The sequence below is a fragment of the Pseudoalteromonas sp. XI10 genome, assembly GCF_001469895.1.
Taxonomy (GTDB): Bacteria; Pseudomonadota; Gammaproteobacteria; order Enterobacterales; family Alteromonadaceae; genus Pseudoalteromonas.
Genome location: NZ_LOPY01000019.1, coordinates 205,426 through 221,213, shown reverse-complemented (window position 1 = coordinate 221,213; position 15,788 = coordinate 205,426). Strand labels below are relative to the sequence as shown.

The window sequence follows — 15,788 nt, the reverse complement described above, 5'->3', positions numbered from 1 at the left end:
ACACAACTTAGAAATCTAAGTTTGATAAAACTTCATCATCAACGTTATTAGACAAGGTCACTTTAAGTTTAGGGGTACGAGCCATTTCACGTTTAATCGCAAAATTAGCTTCTTCGTTACGCGCCCAACTACGACGAGCAATACCGTTGTTTACATCAAATAATAGCATAGATTTCAAACGGCGCTCGGCAGCTTCACTACCATCTAGTAGCATACCAAAACCACCGTTGATCACTTCGCCCCAGCCAACACCGCCACCATTGTGGATAGATACCCAAGTAGCACCACGGAAACCATCACCAATTACATTGTGAATCGCCATGTCTGCTGTGAAGCGGCTACCATCATAGATGTTTGATGTTTCACGGAAAGGTGAATCTGTACCACTAACGTCATGGTGGTCACGCCCAAGTACAACTGGACCAATTTCGCCACGATTAATGGCATCATTAAAGGCTTTAGCGATTTCAGCGCGGCCTTGTGCGTCTGCATAAAGAATACGAGCTTGCGAACCAACAACCAGTTTGTTCTGCTTCGCATCTTTGATCCACGTGATGTTGTCTTGCATTTGCTGTTGGATCTCTTCAGGCGAGTCCGCCATGATTTTATTTAAAACGTCTGCAGCAATCGCATCTGTTTTATCAAGATCTTCTGGTTTACCTGATGTACATACCCAGCGGAACGGGCCAAAGCCGTAGTCAAAACACATTGGGCCAAGAATATCTTGTACGTACGATGGGTATTTAAAATCAATACCATTTTCAGCCATTACATCGCCACCAGCACGTGATGCTTCTAGCAAGAACGCATTACCATAATCAAAGAAGTAAGTACCTTTTGCCGTGTGCTTGTTAACAGCATCGGCGTGGCGTTTAAGCGTCGCTTGTACTTTTTCTTTGAATACTTCTGGCTCTTCACGAATTAAACGATTTGACTCTTCATAGCTAATATCAACCGGGTAGTAACCGCCTGACCATGGGTTATGAAGTGAAGTTTGATCTGAACCTAAGTGAATGAAAATATCTTCAGCTAAGAAGCTTTCCCATACATCAACCACGTTACCGATAAAGGCAATTGAAACCACTTCTTCATTTTGCTGAGCCGTACGTACACGCTCAACAAGCTCTGGCATGTTATCAATTAGCTCATCAACCCAACCTTGTTGATGACGCTTAATAGCTGCCTTAGGATTAACCTCGGCACATACGGTGATACAGTTAGCAATGTTACCCGCTTTAGGCTGAGCACCACTCATACCGCCTAAACCAGCAGTTAAGAAGATCTTACCTTTTGGTGATTCGCCTTTTTCCAGTACTTTACGGAACGCATTCATTACGGTAATAGTTGTACCGTGCACGATGCCTTGTGGGCCAATATACATAAATGAACCCGCAGTCATTTGACCGTATTGAGTTACACCCAGTGCATTGTATTTTTCCCAGTCATCCGGCTTTGAATAGTTCGGGATCATCATACCGTTTGTTACAACCACACGCGGTGCTTCAACTGATGATGGAAATAGTCCCATAGGGTGACCCGAGTACATGTGTAGCGTTTGGTCTTCTTCCATTTCGCTTAAGTACTTCATGGTTAATAAGTACTGCGCCCAGTTTTGGAATACCGCACCGTTACCACCGTAAGTGATTAGCTCTTCAGGATGCTGTGCTACTGCAGGATCAAGGTTATTGTCGATCATTAACATGATAGCGGCAGCTTGTTCGCATTTAGCCGGGTAATCGCTGATTGAGCGCGCTTTAAGCTCATAGTTAGGCTTAAAGCGATACATGTAAATACGGCCAAATTGCTTAAGCTCAGCGGCAAATTCAGCGGCTAATTCTTTGTGCCATTCTTTAGGGAAATAACGCAATGCGTTACGAATCGCTAATTGCTTTTCGTCAGCCGATAAAATGTCTTTACGTTTTGGAGCACGGTTTGCATCACTTGGGTACGGTTTTGGCTCTGGTAATACGCTCGGGATACCTTGCTTAATTTGTTCTTGAAAAGTCATTATTTGCTCCCTTAGTTAACTTTAAACGCTTGCGATTTAACAAGTTCTACCATGGCGTCGATGTCTGGCTTAAGTAAGCGGTCTTCTTCTAGTTTGGTAACTTTGCTGCGGATTAGCGCAAAGTTTTCTTCAATGATGTCTGAACACTTGTTAGGACGTCTAAATTCGATTGCTTGCGCTGCATACATCAGCTCAATAGCAAAGATTTTATCAAGATTACCTAAAATCTGGTTTAACTTACGACCAGAGATACTACCCATAGATACGTGATCTTCTTGGCCCATTGATGTTGGTACGCTGTCTGCTGATGGCGGGAAACACAATGATTTATTTTCTGTTACCAGTGCCGCAGTCACATATTGCGGGATCATCATGCCAGAGTTTAAGCCACCCGATGTCGTTAACAAGCGAGGTAAGCCGTGTAAGCCCTCAAGCAATAAGTAACAACGACGATCAGCAATGTTACCAAGCTCTGCCGCTGCGATTGATGCGTAATCTAAAACCATAGCAAGTGGTTGGCCGTGGAAACCACCACCCGAAATAGCTTCTTCTTCACTGATCACAATTGGGTTATCTGTTACAGAGTTCATTTCTGTTTCAGCAAGCTCTTTTAAGTGGTAGTACGCGTTACGTGATGCACCATGAACTTGTGGAATACAACGCAATGAGTAAGGGTCTTGAACACGGTCACAATCAGTGTGTGAAGCCATGTTTTCAGAGCCTGCAAAAAAGCTACGCATGCGCGCTGCAACTTCAACGTTACCTTTAAAAGCACGAATTGCGTGTAACTCTTCACGGAACGGCGATTCGCTACCTTGCATACCTTCAATACTCATAGCACCTGCGATATCAGCAAGGTCTAATAAGTAACGCATTTTAGTAAGTGCTGTAATGGCATGCGATAAAATAAACTGAGTACCGTTAATTAATGCTAGGCCTTCTTTAGCATGTAAATCTAAAGGCGCTAAACCGTGCTCTTTTAATACGTCTGCTGCTGGCTTGATTGTGTCGTTTACCCAAAACTCACCTTCACCTAAAAGAGGTAAGAATAAGTGTGATAACGGTGCTAAGTCGCCCGACGCGCCTACTGAGCCTTGCTCTGGAACAACTGGGATAATATCAAGTTCAATAAACTTAAGCATACGCTCAACAACGGTTAAACGAATACCCGAAAAACCTTGGCTTAATGCATGTACTTTGGTGATTAGCATTAGCTTTGAAATAGGTTTAGCGATTGGCTCACCCACACCAACAGCGTGTGTGATCAATAAGTTCTTTTGTAAAAGGTTAGTTTCTTCTGGAGAAATTTGTGTATCACACAATGGGCCAAAGCCCGTATTGATACCATAAATGGCTTTATCTGAGGCAGCCATTTTGTCTACGTTTTGGCGGCTTTTATTAATTTTATCAATTGCTTCTTGGCAAAGCTCTGCCTGTAACGTACCGGCTGCAATAGCATTAACGCTGTCTAACGTTAATTGGTCAACACCATACTTAAATGTCATTTATAACTCCTAAAGAACAGGATTAAGTTTTATTTAGATGGAGTCTAGCTTGCTCTAGTTGTTTTACAAATGCATAATTATCGTTATTCATTCCAGATTTATCGAACTAAAAGAAGAGCTATGCAAGTTCATGACGTAGACCTGCGCTTATTGCGCGTTTTTGTAGCAATTGTTGAGTGTGGTGGGCTTTCAGCCGCAGAGTCACGTTTGAATATTGGCCGCTCCACCATTAGTGCGCATTTATCAGATTTAGAAGTAAGGCTTGGTATTAAATTATGTAAACGTGGCCGCAGTGGTTTTGAAATTACAGACGCTGGCGCCATCACTTATCAGGCATCGATTGAACTGCTTCAGCAATGCGAAGCCTTTGCTAATACCGTAGCCAGCTCTAAAAACGAGTTATCGGGACGTTTAAGTATTGCCATGATAGATACCATGGTCAGTGACCCACGTTGTGCCATTCCCCGCGCGATAGCAAGGTTAAAAGGCAAAGGTAAAAACATTCAGTTCGATATTAATGTGTGCGAGGCACGAGAGGTAGAAACCGCAGTAGCCAATGGCCGCTCGTTGGTTGGGATTGGTGTTAGCCGCCATCATATTCGCGGATTAAATTACACCGCCCTACATAACGAAACTAACTTTTTGTATTGCGCAGTCGGTCACCCATTATTTGAGTGTGAAGACAAACAAATAGATGAGCTCATTAAAGAAGCCGAAGTCATTACCAGTAACTACATGCGCGATAAAGAAAGCCGAAACGACGGATTAAACTATCAAAACAGTGCTGTTGCTTATCACGATGAAGGTATTGCACATTTGATTTTATCGGGTGAGTTTATTGGTTATTTACCCGATCACTACGCACAGTTCTGGGTTGATAAAGGCATTTTTAAAGCTATTCAACCGAGTAAATATCACTACGATATTCCTGTGGTATTGATCACCTCAAAAACAAATGCCAGTTCGCCTTTAGCAAATGCCATGATTGATGAAATTAAGCGTTGTTATTCGGTTTAGTTTTAAGCTTGTTGATTAAGCTAAAAACAATCAAAATCAGACCTAAAATACCAAGCAATATACGAGCTATATTGCTTTTAAATAGCGCCTGTTCATAACTTTGAATCATCTTACCATTAAGCTTTAATTGATGAACTTTATACGCTTCGGCACTTTTATCATAAGAAGCCAAAGTTTGAACGTTATCATTTAAGCCAATTGGTAAGTTAATTGGTCTAAGGAATGTAGTCGTCTTTTCAGTACCAACAACTGTCATAAGTTTACATTTAAATTTGCCACAATTTCTATGTGAATCATAAAAGCGTTGTACTACGCCCTGCTCATCTATTAGTTGCTCTTTTATAGGCAAATCCAAAAAATAGAATGCGGCAATAATCTGTACTAACCCTATAAAAAATAAATAAGAAGATAAAAATTTTTTTTCTTCTTTTTTTGTGAATTGAGTTATTGGTGACTGGTGCGGCGTATTAAGCATTGAGCTGTGGTTCTTTGAGTTCTTTAATTAATACGAGGCTAAAGGCGATCATAGCAATGTTTGTAGTCACAGGATTAAACGCTTCTATTAAAAGTGCTGGTTGTAAAACAGCAACAAACAGCATTAGCCCTACTAAAGCAGCTATGTTGAGAATATTGATTAAGATTGAACGATAGAAAATAAAAAACAGCACGGCAAATATAATTTCACCTATGCCAGCAGCTCGGGTAATGAGCGTTGAGATTTCAGCATTAAAGCCAAAACTGGCCGTCATTTTTAGTTCAAGGGGGGCAATGTGAATAAGTTTTGGCATCAGCCCATGATAAAGCCAACTAAAGCTGATAATAAATCGAGCTATTTGAATCGTAGTAAAATGCTTCATCGGGTAAGTTTAGTCTGTGTGCTCTGATATTCAGAGCACGCAGTATAGCTTATAAGCTAGTAGGTTGACCGAAACGGTTCTCAGCTTCATCACCTGCTAAAAAGCCATTTTCGATTAACGCCCAGATACCACCAATAACTGGAACTAAGCCAATCAGTACCCACCAACCTGATTTATTACGGTCATGCCAGCGCTTTACTTGAACTGCAAGCGAAACCCACATAAGTGGGATATAAAAGATTAGTGTGATCACAGAGATTGCTGTTTCATTACCACCTGTTAATAATGCAACTACGAACATAAAAACAAATGAAGCTACAATAATACCTAAGAAAGAATACCAATAGGTCTTACGAGGAATACGACCTTTAAAAGAAAACAAAATTTCTTTCATGCTTAAAGTGGTTGTTTCTGTTGATGCTGTAGCAAGGTTTGATTCTGGGGCTTGATATACGTTTTCTGACACTGTCATTTCCTTTGATATGTGTTGTAGCAAACAGTTTTAATCTAGTCTGCTGATTTATGTTGTTAATAGTGCTGAATTAAGCATGAATAAGATAACACAAAATGATTGGATTTGGGTACTAAGAAATTGCTGAAAAACTACGAACAAGTGACCTAAAGACATAAAAAAAGCACCCTTAGGTGCTTTTAATTAACTCGGTTGTTGCCAATATTTGGCGTATAAATTTGGGTAGGTTTGTTTTAAAAACTTAGCTTTATCTTTAAAACGTTTACCTTTTGGTTGCTCAAGGCCTGATGGCACAAAGGGTAATTCGTCATCATTACGTTCTTCGTAAAGCATACCAGCAATTAAATCGTACTCATCTAAATACGGGTAAGGCTGTTCGTTTAAATGATAAACTGGCGTACACTCGGCAATTGAGTCCGGGTTTTCAAGCGCCTTTAAAAAGGACTGTTCACCACGTGAAATAAGCCAACATAAAAACTCTGAAAAGCCATAATCGTCGTTACAACCAGCCATTACATAAGCGGCACCAAATAAGTCCCAGGTATAGGCTTTACGCATACGTAGGTTAAACTGCTTATCAAATTCCATAAGCTGCTGGTCAGATAAATCAGTCAGCTTTGCTTTTAATGCGTTACAAACAGACTCAGGCTCAGCAGTTTTATCTTCGGCGGTCACAAGTTGCCAAAATTCACTTTCGCTTAAAACACTCATGATAAAATCTCTTTCACGCGCCCTACTTGACCATCATCAAGTTGAACTTTAATACCATGCGGGTGGTTTGGGGATTTAGTTAAAATACGTGAAACCACACCTTGAGTTAACTGGCCAGTTCGTTGATCTTGTTTTAAAACAATGTTGACTTCGCAGCCAATTGAAATTTGTGAACGCGTAGGCACTGCCATTGCTATATCTCTTTCAATAATTTTTGCCGATTATAGCCATTTGCAGCTGGCTTACCAAATTAAACCTGTTTGATTGGGCTGTTTTTAAGCAGCGCCTTTGGCAATATCTCATTTAAACGTTCAATGATAGCTTCAGCTTTGCCTTTTATTTGAAAGTCATAACCTTGGCCGTTGCCATCTAATATGACGGCTAAATAGTTATCAGCAACTTTCAGTTGCGTAATACGGCTTAATTCAAGAGTCTCTTCTTTATCGCCATAATAAACCTGCTTAACCGTTAAGCTTGTGTCTGTTGCCGTGAGTGTTTTACTAAGCGCTGTTTTGGCTGCAAACTTTTCTGTTGAGCGATAGGCCTGCACCATAAAAGCGATAGCAAATATAAAACCGGTAAAACTTGAAATAGGTAATGAGTCTGATTGCAAGCTGTACACACCTATACAAATAAATAACATTGCAAGGGCTAGATTTAACCTAACCATCTGTTTAGGGGTTAAATTTACGTACATTATTATTCCTTTAAAAACGCAATTGCTTTTGCATTGATAGCTAAATCTATAGCGCTCAATTCTTTGATAATTAAACTGGTAATTAACTGGGTTTGTTCAGCGGTTATCGGCAGTTCTTTACAATAACAACTTACTTTTAGTGATTGCGGTAGCTTTTTTAGATCAGCAGTATGCGTTAACCATGAAAATTCGTGTACTTGTTCTTTTGCTTGTTCGCACGCTTGCGTTAATGCAACTCGAATAGCCTTATCTAGGCGCTTTTCAGTTTTAGTCATGTTCTGCTTGTTGTTTTTTAAATTCTTCGTAGCTGTCTTGCTGGCGCTTTACGCACTCATGGTACTCTTTATCTGCCATATGATTGCATTCTCTTAAACGCGCCGATTGAATTTCATGATAACGGGCATCTGAGCTACAAGCCGATAAAAGTATTGCAAGGGTCGCAATCACGGCCAGTTTTAAGGCATTTAAAAACATTAAATTTCCTTTATGTAGTTATACATTGGTGCTGCGTTTTCCTGTATATTGCGTGGGTTTAAATATTATTACCAAAGGGTTCTATATGATGTTGTCGCAGTTACAACAGCTGTTTCAGCGTATCGATAAAAGTAAAATTTTTCAATCATTTGTTATTGCTGTCATTGTTATTTCAGCGCTAACAGTGGGTGCACACACCTACTCTTTACATCCAACTGCTGAGCTTGCCTTGCATTGGATGGACTTAGGTATCACCGTTTTCTTTTTAGTTGAACTGGTGATCCGCTTTATCGCAAGCCGTGGTTTTAAAGACTTTTTCACCAAAGGCTGGAATATCTTCGATTTTATAATTGTGGTGGGTAGCCTTTACCCCGCTGCTGGCTCTACGATTTTTATCGCTCGATTACTGCGTATTTTCCGCGTGTTGCGACTTGTATCTATGATCCCAGAGCTTAGACTGCTGGTTAACTCGCTTTTAAAAGCCATTCCACAAATGGGCTATATCGCCCTACTCATGTTTGTGATCTTCTATATTTATGCCGCCATGGGTAGCATGCTGTTTGCTGATATAAACCCTGTACTGTGGGGCGATGTGTCTATTTCTATGCTCACATTATTTAGGATTGCCACGTTTGAGGATTGGACCGATGTTATGTATGAAACTATGGCTGTGTATGAACTCAGCTGGATTTTCTACCTAACGTTTATCTTCTTAACAGCCTTTGTATTTTTAAACATGATGGTTGGTGCGATTTTAGAGGTCATGTCTGAAGAGCATCGTAACGCCCGTGAAGAGCAAACATCTGATGCCGACATGCCAGCAACCAAAGGGCAAATTGCTCAGCTGCAAGCTGAAATGGCTGAACTAAAACAATTACTGAAAGAAAAGCAGTAAGGTTTTTTAAATAATAGTTTTTAGATATTGGGCGCTAGGACCTAGACTCTAGCGCCTTTTTTACCCTCGCTTTTCTACCTTCCATGGTGGGTTTAAGCGGTTTTCTCCCGCCCAATACAATTTAATCTTATTCCCTGATGGGTCTTTTAGAATTGCTTCCGTCCATAAATAACGCTGGTCTGTTGGCGGCTGTTCAAAGCTAATGCCTTTTTCAACAAGGCTTGCATAGAGCTCATCGAGCTGCTCATGTTCAAAATAAATGACCGCACTATTACTAAACTCTTCAGTTTCTAATGACAGCGAAAATGTGGCTTCACCATCTGGGCATTGAAAGCGTGCGTAATGCGGGGTATCCACAATCTGAATCATTCCTAGTGTTAAGTAAAAAGCTACCGCTTCATTCATATCCTTTACAGGTAACGTCACCTGATTGAGATTCATTTGCTACTCCCATGTAATGCTTTATTCGTTGCTTCAGCATATCGCGTTCATTAAATTAAGCAAAAGATAAGTGACGAAAGTAAAGTTAGCGAGTTTCAAGGGGAAAGTTAGCAAGTTGCGAGAGTAAAGTTAGCAAGCTACAAGGGGAAAGTTGTAGGAGGCGTTTCAACGCCGAATATCTAAATTCACGGCTGAAGCCGTTCCTACGTGATTCATCGTAGGCGTGAAACTTGTTTCGCGCGTTTGTAGGTCGTGCTTTAGCGCGATTGAGGGGGAAAGTTAGCGAGTTACGAGAGCAAAGTTTGCAGGAGGCGTTTCAAGGCCCAACAAGTAGCAGCGATTTTACATCGCGTCCTAGAGCCTAAATCCTAGCGCCTAATGTTTTCTATCGTAGGCGTGAAACTTGTTTCGCGCGTTTGTTTATAAGAGGCGTTTCAAAGCCAAACATTTATGGTTCACCGCTAAAGCCGTTCCTACATGAAAATGTTAAAGGTATTGTCGCCATAAATAGCGACTTACAAAGACTATCCATTGGTAAAAACTAATTGAGATGGGTTGTCTGTTTGAATAAACAAGACTCTTGTCACTGTTGAACCTGATTCGTCTTTTGATGTGTTTGTGAAAAGGTAGTTTTCATCAAAAGTACTCAACTTATCAAGATCAAAATCAGAGTTAGCCTCATGGTAAAATGACATAGCACAGACTTTACCTCTGCAAGCAAAGTCTTCAGCATAAACATCGTTTGTGCGAATTTGATTCAACATTTCGAGCAGCTTAACTTCTCTTTCTATTGAATTATCGGTTTCTTCTGCACCTCGTACATTATTCAAAAAGTCATGAAATTCAGGAATTGTGATTGCGCCAAATACGCTTTGCTGTTTAATTTGCTCATTATCAGTGATGAATAAATTGGTAACAGATTCTGATGATGAAAAATGTCTATCAGCTAAATTCGTTTGTTGACCTTGCTCTTCACTCACCTTATTACCTTCAGGATCTGAACTGGCTAATTGTTTAACTTGAATAGTGCTTTGATGTATATCTTTGTTATTCGCCGAGATCACTTCTTTATTAGAATCACTATTAACTTGACTCTCTATAACGGTAGCCGTCACCTCACTATTGTTGCTCGTTGAAGTAACCAAATAAGTTATTAGCGAACTGATAGCAATCAAAATTAAAACTGTGAATCCATTTAGTTTAACCATTACTAAAATCCTTTTATTTTTAAACCTTAATTCCCTGAAAATACAATAGATTATTTTGTATGACAAGTAATGATTTTTTAGTTTGCGCGTCAGAAGAGTAAAGTTAGCGAGTTACAAGGGGAAAGTTTCTAGGAGGCGTTTCAACGCCGAACAAGTAGCAGCAATTTTATATCGCGTCCCATAGCCTAAATCCTAGTGCTTAATGTTTTCTATCGTAGGCGTGAAACTTGTTTCGCGTGTTTGTAGGTCGTGCTTTAGCGCGATTGAGGGGAAAGTTACAAGTTACGAGAGTAAAGTTTGTAGGAGGCGTTTCAACGCCGAACAAGTAGCAGCGATTTTATATCGCGTCCCAGAGCCTGAATCCTAGCGCCTAATGTTTTCTATCGTAGGCGTGAAACTTGTTTCGCGCGTTTGTTTATAAGAGCCATTCCTACACGAGTTCCATGTGCAATATTGGAAATGGCTTGCCCATATCATCTAATGGCGAGCGTGAGGCAACTTTAAACCCCATATGTTGATAAAACCCAACTGCAAGTGGGTTTTGCTCATTAACATCCACTTTGTTGGCTGCTAATTGCTCAACCGCATAGTTCAAGAGTGCTTTACCTATCCCCTTACCTCTTGCGGCATCTAAAATGAACAACATTTCTATTTTGCACTCATGTACGCCAATAAAGCCTAAAATTGCCTGATGCTCATCCTTAATGCACTTTAAAGTCACATTAGGAAATGCCTGTTCAATAATAATTGGCTTAAAAAAGGCTATGTCGTCTTCTGTTATAAAATCATGAGTTGCTCGTACTGAGTTTTCCCATACAGCGAGTAGCTCTGGATAATCCTCAGCGGTCGCATTGTCTACTTTCATTGTTTTCCATTTTGTTCTACAGCGATTGCCGGTTACATACTAATGTGTAACAGCAAAATAAGTCTAGAGCGTTTGAGCATTGTCATTACCAACCAAAGCATTTTGTAACTCTTGCAAAGACAATGATTTATAAAAATACCAACCTTGTATTTGGTAATCCTCATTATGACTCTCGATAAAATTGTACTCGTCCTCAGTTTCAACCCCTTCAAAGATAACAGTTCGGTTGAGCTCTGAGACTAATGACATTATCGCCAAAACCATTTTTTGCTTTACACCATCTGTAATTGATTGGGTAAATACCTTATCTATCTTGATTACATCAAAGTTGATTTCTGTAAGCCATACAAGATTAGATACTCCGGTTCCAAAATCATCGAGCGCTATTTTAAAGCCATATTTTTTCGCCTTTAAAGCGAAGCAAGCTAATAAAGTTAAAGGCAAGCCAATGCGCTCTGTGATCTCTATCTTTACTTGCTCATTCCTTAGCTCATACTCACTACAAAGCTGATGTAAGTAATCTAAAAACTCGGGGTTTTCAATTTCATATGCATTAACATTAATTGCGACAGAAAAACCATGATCGGTTTTCATAATTGGTGCTAATTCTTGAAGGGCCTTCGTCGCGCATTCATAGGCCAACATAGGATACAAAGATAACTGCTCAGCAACACCTAAAAATAGTTCCGGTGAAACCTGCCCATGTATTTCGTCTTTCCAGCGGACTAAACTCTCAACACCAATTATTTTGTTAGTTTTAACATCTATGATCGGTTGATACTCAAGATACAACTGTGCATTTTTGATTGCACTTCGAAGTCTGAATTCCATGGAGTTTTGCATATCAAAATATGAGCTCAAAGAATACGCTATTAAAAAGCTAATTAAACCAAGCATACATATGATCAATACAGATATGTACAGCGGGAAATACAAAATACCTGGGCGATTATTCTCAGTGACAACACAATAAGAAAATTGTGTACTACACGTTTCTACCTGTTGAGTTGGCAATAATGTTTTGCTGTTAAATTGATATTGGGTTTCATAGTGATGAAAAACATACTCTTTATTTTTAGAAATAATTTTAAATTCAAAGTGCTTTTTTAATTCATCAATATGTTTAAAAGGCTTGTTTACAGTGAATGCGATGATATCGTCACGTTTAGTGACGTCATACTTTGTTTTTACCGGAAAAACACCTGCAACCTCTGCTGCAAAATCATACCCTGAAGATGAATTATATAATTGCTGAGTAAGTAATGTTGTTTTGTCTAACTTACCCCAATTTGCAGAGCACTTAACCTTACCTTTTTGAATTAGACCTAAGTCATGGACGTATTCATAATTGGCCAAAATCACCCGTAATTTATTAATGGTTTGAGTGTCACATTGACGAGATGATATCCGTGAAGCGGCATTTATTGCTGATGAGATATCTGCAGATATATGCTCAGCCTTATTTAATAAAACGTTCGAAAATTGCTTTTGGTGTCTTACCTGAAAATAACTTACAGACACATGAAAAACGCAGGTTAGAAAGAACATTAGTAAACAAACAATAAGTGGCAATTTGTTCAAGTTGAATGTTCTTCCCTGCATAGCTCATTACTGTGTTGTTGGTTGCTGTTAAAACTTAATCATATTGTATTATCAAATCAAGTCCTAGAACCTAAAACGGGTAATTATTTTTTGATAAATTGATCCAGCTTGTAAACCTGCTTAACATCAAATAACAACAAAGGTTCAATAATGCCTCACTTACACCTTAAACTTACCCACTAAATCAGTCAGAGTATTCGATAACAGGTTTAGTTTCTCTCCATTGCCTCTTGCACTATCGGCAATTTCGCTTACATCATCAGCCGCATTTTTTATTTCAACAACATTGCGGTTAATGTCTTCTGCTACATGCTGTTGCTCTTCGGCTGCGGTAGCAATTTGTGTATTTAAATCGCTAATATTAACGATAGACGCAGTTATTTCGCTAAATTGTTGCTGTGCTGAATGAGCTAAATCAACCGTTTTATTTGTACGGTTTAAGCTGGTTGTCATTTCTTTAGACACTTGATCAGACATTTTACGTAAAGTATCTAACTGACTTGCTATTTCTTCTGTCGATTCTGAGGTCCTTTGTGATAACGCACGCACCTCATCTGCAACAACCGCAAAACCTCGACCATGCTCGCCTGCCCTCGCCGCTTCAATTGCTGCATTTAAGGCTAACAAATTGGTTTGCTCTGCAATGCCTCTTATCACGCTTAATATCGACATGATGTTTTCGCTTTCAGCGTCGAGTTGGTTTATATCTTGGGTTGCTTTGGTGATCACCTCAGACAAAGACACAACACTATCAACCGTTTCAGATATAACACTTTGCCCAAGCTCAGAGGCCTGCTGTGTTTGCGATGCAAGTTCGGCTGCATTGGCACAACTGGCAGAGACTTCATTAGCAGTCGCTGCCATTTCATTAATCGCAGTGGCCGCCATTTCAAGAGCTTGTTGTTGCTGTGATGTTGAGCCAGATAATTGCCCCGCCTGTGATGATGTTTGCGCTGAGGTATCACTTACGTTTTGAGCACAATCATTAATTTGCGTGACTAAATCCGATATTAAATTCAAAAATAAATTAAAACTGTTAGCCAGTTTGGCAGTTTCATCGCGTGTTTTAATCACTAACCGTTTCGTTAAATCACCACCACCTTGTGATATCTCGGTAAGACCATCACTTACTTCAACAATAGGAGCAGAAATTAATTTAGAAATATAGCTAGCTACTAGAATGAATACAGCAATCAGAATTGCACTGATGACTAAAATGGTAATCGTCATTGCGTTTGCGGCACTCATCACTTCAGATTTTTCAACTAAACCTATAAATTTCCAGCCTAGTTTTTGCGAGGTGTAAATATTCGCTAAGTAATCTTTGCCATTAATGTCAATTTCAAATTGACCCTGATTATTCTCAGCGAGCTGTTTGTATTTTCCGTTATTGACTTGTGCTAGCTGCTTAAACCTGTAATCAGCATTTTTAACGTCAACGAGTACATTGCCACTATCTTCGATCAACATTAAATAGCCAGTTTCACCAAGTTTAATGTTCGCAATAATATCGGTAAGGCCCTGCAATGATACATCCATGCCCTGCACACCAATAAACTCCCCCGCTTGTTTAATCGCTTTAACAGTAGAAACAATGACCATGTCATCGGCTGCCCAATAGTAGGCATTGGTTCTTACCGTTTTACCATCTGCTGCTTTGCCTGTTTCGTACCAAGGCCTCACTCTTGGATCATAATTCGCTGTAACTTCACCCTCTGGCCATTGAATATAACCGCCTTGCTCATTACCCATATAAATATATGCAAGTCCCGGGTGGGTGGCGCCAAAGTGATCAAACAAACTAAAGGCGTTTTGTTCGGTGCTGCTGCCACTTAAATGATCAAGCTTTTCTGCACTAGGTGACTGCATATGGGTTTTAACACCTTGCTTGGCGTCTAATATAGCGGCATGGGAGGCAAGGTAATCGACGTTTTTCTCGATTTCTGCAAAAAACATACTGATACCATTATCGACTTGTCTCGCTTCTCTTTCACTAAGCTCGGCAAAACTATCGAGTGCCTGCTGTCTTGTTTGTGTAATTACAAGCACAGCAATGATGATAAGCGGCAGCGCAATGGCTGACGCAAAGGCGAGTTTTAATTTTTTTGAAATGTTCATAGCCAACTTCCAACTAAGCACTTAAGAAAATATAGTGAGGCCTTGGAAGTTCGGCAAATAATTAAGTGTTTATTTTTTCGGAGCAAAGTAGATTAGGATAAATAAAATCATTGAATTTTACATACCTTCTTAGATTGCCTTAACTTGAAACTTACCTTCTCTAAATATGACATTTAGTTGACAGACACATGGAATGTACTAACTTTAACATTAGTAATTAACATGCTTTTAACAAAGCCATGCTAGGTACTTTCCAACCAATTGGCAGCATTTGCGGGATGCAAATTAGCTGCCTATTCCTACTTCATGTTTAAGCATATAGCTGAGTAAAGCTTGGGCATCTGGGTGTTTATCTGATTTTAACCCTGTTACAACACCTTGTTGATCCGCTGCCGATTTATGCTGGCCTAACTTTTCTTTTGCCTGAATTGAATCAAGTTCGATTTTAATACCAACAATGCCACGGAGTAACTTGGCTTGATAATCAGCTGGCAATAAACTGGTGTCGTTTAAAATACTCGGCTCGTATTGGCTAATTAACTCATCAAGACAAGCTAAGGTGTGATCATCATCGAGGTATTCTACTGTGCCCTTGGCATGCACCGCAGCGTAGTTCCATGTCGATACAGCAGGCTTCTCGCTATACCAAGTGGGTGATATATAACTATGCGGGCCGTTAAAAACCACTAATACACTGGTACCTTGCAAGCTTTTGCCGTGACTATTAGCCCGTGACACATGACCATATAAAGTACCAAACTCGCCCTCATCGGGCTTATAAACTAAAGGTAAATGAGTTGCCTCAAACTCACTATCAACCATCAGTGCAAAGCTGTAGGTTTTAATGAACTGCGACACTCGCTCTGGTGTCATTTTCCATTTATTAGGGGTGTGCATTACTTTCCTTTAGTGCTAAAA

At 39.8% G+C, this 15,788-nt stretch carries 18 protein-coding genes; 2 read left to right on the top strand and 16 right to left on the bottom strand.

What is annotated here, in order from left to right; translation table 11 throughout:
- Window positions 1-7 precede the first annotated feature (7 nt).
- Together AUR67_RS04100 and hutH are read right to left on the bottom strand one after the other, a co-directional pair.
- Window positions 8-2,008: a urocanate hydratase gene (locus AUR67_RS04100; protein WP_058584230.1), complete on the bottom strand. Its 2,001-nt coding sequence runs from the start codon at window positions 2,006-2,008 to the stop codon at window positions 8-10.
- A gap of 11 nt (window positions 2,009-2,019) precedes the next feature.
- Window positions 2,020-3,513, bottom strand: coding sequence for a histidine ammonia-lyase (hutH, locus tag AUR67_RS04095; RefSeq protein WP_054563827.1), 1,494 nt, complete (start codon window positions 3,511-3,513; stop codon window positions 2,020-2,022).
- Window positions 3,514-3,633: 120 nt separating this feature from the next.
- Between hutH and AUR67_RS04090 the strand changes: the two genes are divergently transcribed.
- Window positions 3,634-4,530: a LysR family transcriptional regulator gene (locus tag AUR67_RS04090; RefSeq protein ID WP_058584229.1), complete on the top strand. Its 897-nt coding sequence runs from the start codon at window positions 3,634-3,636 to the stop codon at window positions 4,528-4,530.
- Here AUR67_RS04090 and AUR67_RS04085 read toward each other — a convergent pair.
- The 8 genes from AUR67_RS04085 to AUR67_RS04050 form a co-directional block, all read right to left on the bottom strand.
- Window positions 4,508-5,005, bottom strand: a complete 498-nt coding sequence (locus AUR67_RS04085; RefSeq protein ID WP_058584228.1) for a hypothetical protein — start codon at window positions 5,003-5,005, stop codon at window positions 4,508-4,510. The genes AUR67_RS04090 and AUR67_RS04085 overlap by 23 nt on opposite strands.
- A complete protein-coding gene (locus AUR67_RS04080) occupies window positions 4,998-5,387 on the bottom strand; it encodes a DoxX-like family protein (protein ID WP_058584227.1) in 390 nt (129 codons plus the stop codon). The genes AUR67_RS04085 and AUR67_RS04080 overlap by 8 nt, the downstream gene beginning before the upstream one ends.
- A 49-nt stretch (window positions 5,388-5,436) precedes the next feature.
- Window positions 5,437-5,853, bottom strand: coding sequence for a DUF805 domain-containing protein (locus tag AUR67_RS04075; protein ID WP_082665559.1), 417 nt, complete (start codon window positions 5,851-5,853; stop codon window positions 5,437-5,439).
- 189 nt (window positions 5,854-6,042) lie between these two features.
- Window positions 6,043-6,570, bottom strand: a complete 528-nt coding sequence (locus AUR67_RS04070) for a DUF4240 domain-containing protein (protein WP_058584226.1) — start codon at window positions 6,568-6,570, stop codon at window positions 6,043-6,045.
- Entirely contained in the window at window positions 6,567-6,761 is a 195-nt protein-coding gene (locus tag AUR67_RS04065; RefSeq protein ID WP_036971837.1) for a YwbE family protein, read from the bottom strand. Before AUR67_RS04065 ends, AUR67_RS04070 begins: the two co-directional genes overlap by 4 nt.
- Window positions 6,762-6,820: 59 nt before the next feature.
- Complete coding sequence (locus AUR67_RS04060; RefSeq protein ID WP_058584225.1) at window positions 6,821-7,267, bottom strand: hypothetical protein; 447 nt, start codon at window positions 7,265-7,267, stop codon at window positions 6,821-6,823.
- Between the two features lie 2 nt (window positions 7,268-7,269).
- Complete coding sequence (locus tag AUR67_RS04055; protein WP_058584224.1) at window positions 7,270-7,542, bottom strand: hypothetical protein; 273 nt, start codon at window positions 7,540-7,542, stop codon at window positions 7,270-7,272.
- Window positions 7,535-7,741, bottom strand: a complete 207-nt coding sequence (locus tag AUR67_RS04050; RefSeq protein ID WP_058584223.1) for a hypothetical protein — start codon at window positions 7,739-7,741, stop codon at window positions 7,535-7,537. The genes AUR67_RS04055 and AUR67_RS04050 overlap by 8 nt, the downstream gene beginning before the upstream one ends.
- Window positions 7,742-7,829: 88 nt before the next feature.
- On the opposite strand from AUR67_RS04050, the gene AUR67_RS04045 reads away from it, so the two are divergent.
- On the top strand, window positions 7,830-8,636 hold the full coding sequence (locus AUR67_RS04045) for an ion transporter (RefSeq protein WP_171037160.1): 807 nt from the start codon (window positions 7,830-7,832) through the stop codon (window positions 8,634-8,636).
- A 60-nt stretch (window positions 8,637-8,696) separates the two neighbouring features.
- Here AUR67_RS04045 and AUR67_RS04040 read toward each other — a convergent pair whose 3' ends face one another.
- The 6 genes from AUR67_RS04040 to AUR67_RS04015 form a co-directional block, all read right to left on the bottom strand.
- Entirely contained in the window at window positions 8,697-9,077 is a 381-nt protein-coding gene (locus AUR67_RS04040) for a VOC family protein (protein WP_058584221.1), read from the bottom strand.
- A 524-nt stretch (window positions 9,078-9,601) separates the two neighbouring features.
- Window positions 9,602-10,285: a hypothetical protein gene (locus AUR67_RS04035; protein WP_058584220.1), complete on the bottom strand. Its 684-nt coding sequence runs from the start codon at window positions 10,283-10,285 to the stop codon at window positions 9,602-9,604.
- A 430-nt stretch (window positions 10,286-10,715) separates the two neighbouring features.
- Window positions 10,716-11,150, bottom strand: a complete 435-nt coding sequence (locus tag AUR67_RS04030) for a GNAT family N-acetyltransferase (protein WP_058584219.1) — start codon at window positions 11,148-11,150, stop codon at window positions 10,716-10,718.
- 63 nt (window positions 11,151-11,213) lie between these two features.
- On the bottom strand, window positions 11,214-12,671 hold the full coding sequence (locus AUR67_RS04025; protein ID WP_161936928.1) for an EAL domain-containing protein: 1,458 nt from the start codon (window positions 12,669-12,671) through the stop codon (window positions 11,214-11,216).
- A gap of 240 nt (window positions 12,672-12,911) precedes the next feature.
- Entirely contained in the window at window positions 12,912-14,870 is a 1,959-nt protein-coding gene (locus AUR67_RS04020) for a methyl-accepting chemotaxis protein (RefSeq protein ID WP_058584217.1), read from the bottom strand.
- 285 nt (window positions 14,871-15,155) lie between these two features.
- Entirely contained in the window at window positions 15,156-15,767 is a 612-nt protein-coding gene (locus tag AUR67_RS04015) for an FMN-binding negative transcriptional regulator (RefSeq protein WP_058584216.1), read from the bottom strand.
- Between the last annotated feature and the right edge of the window lie 21 nt (window positions 15,768-15,788).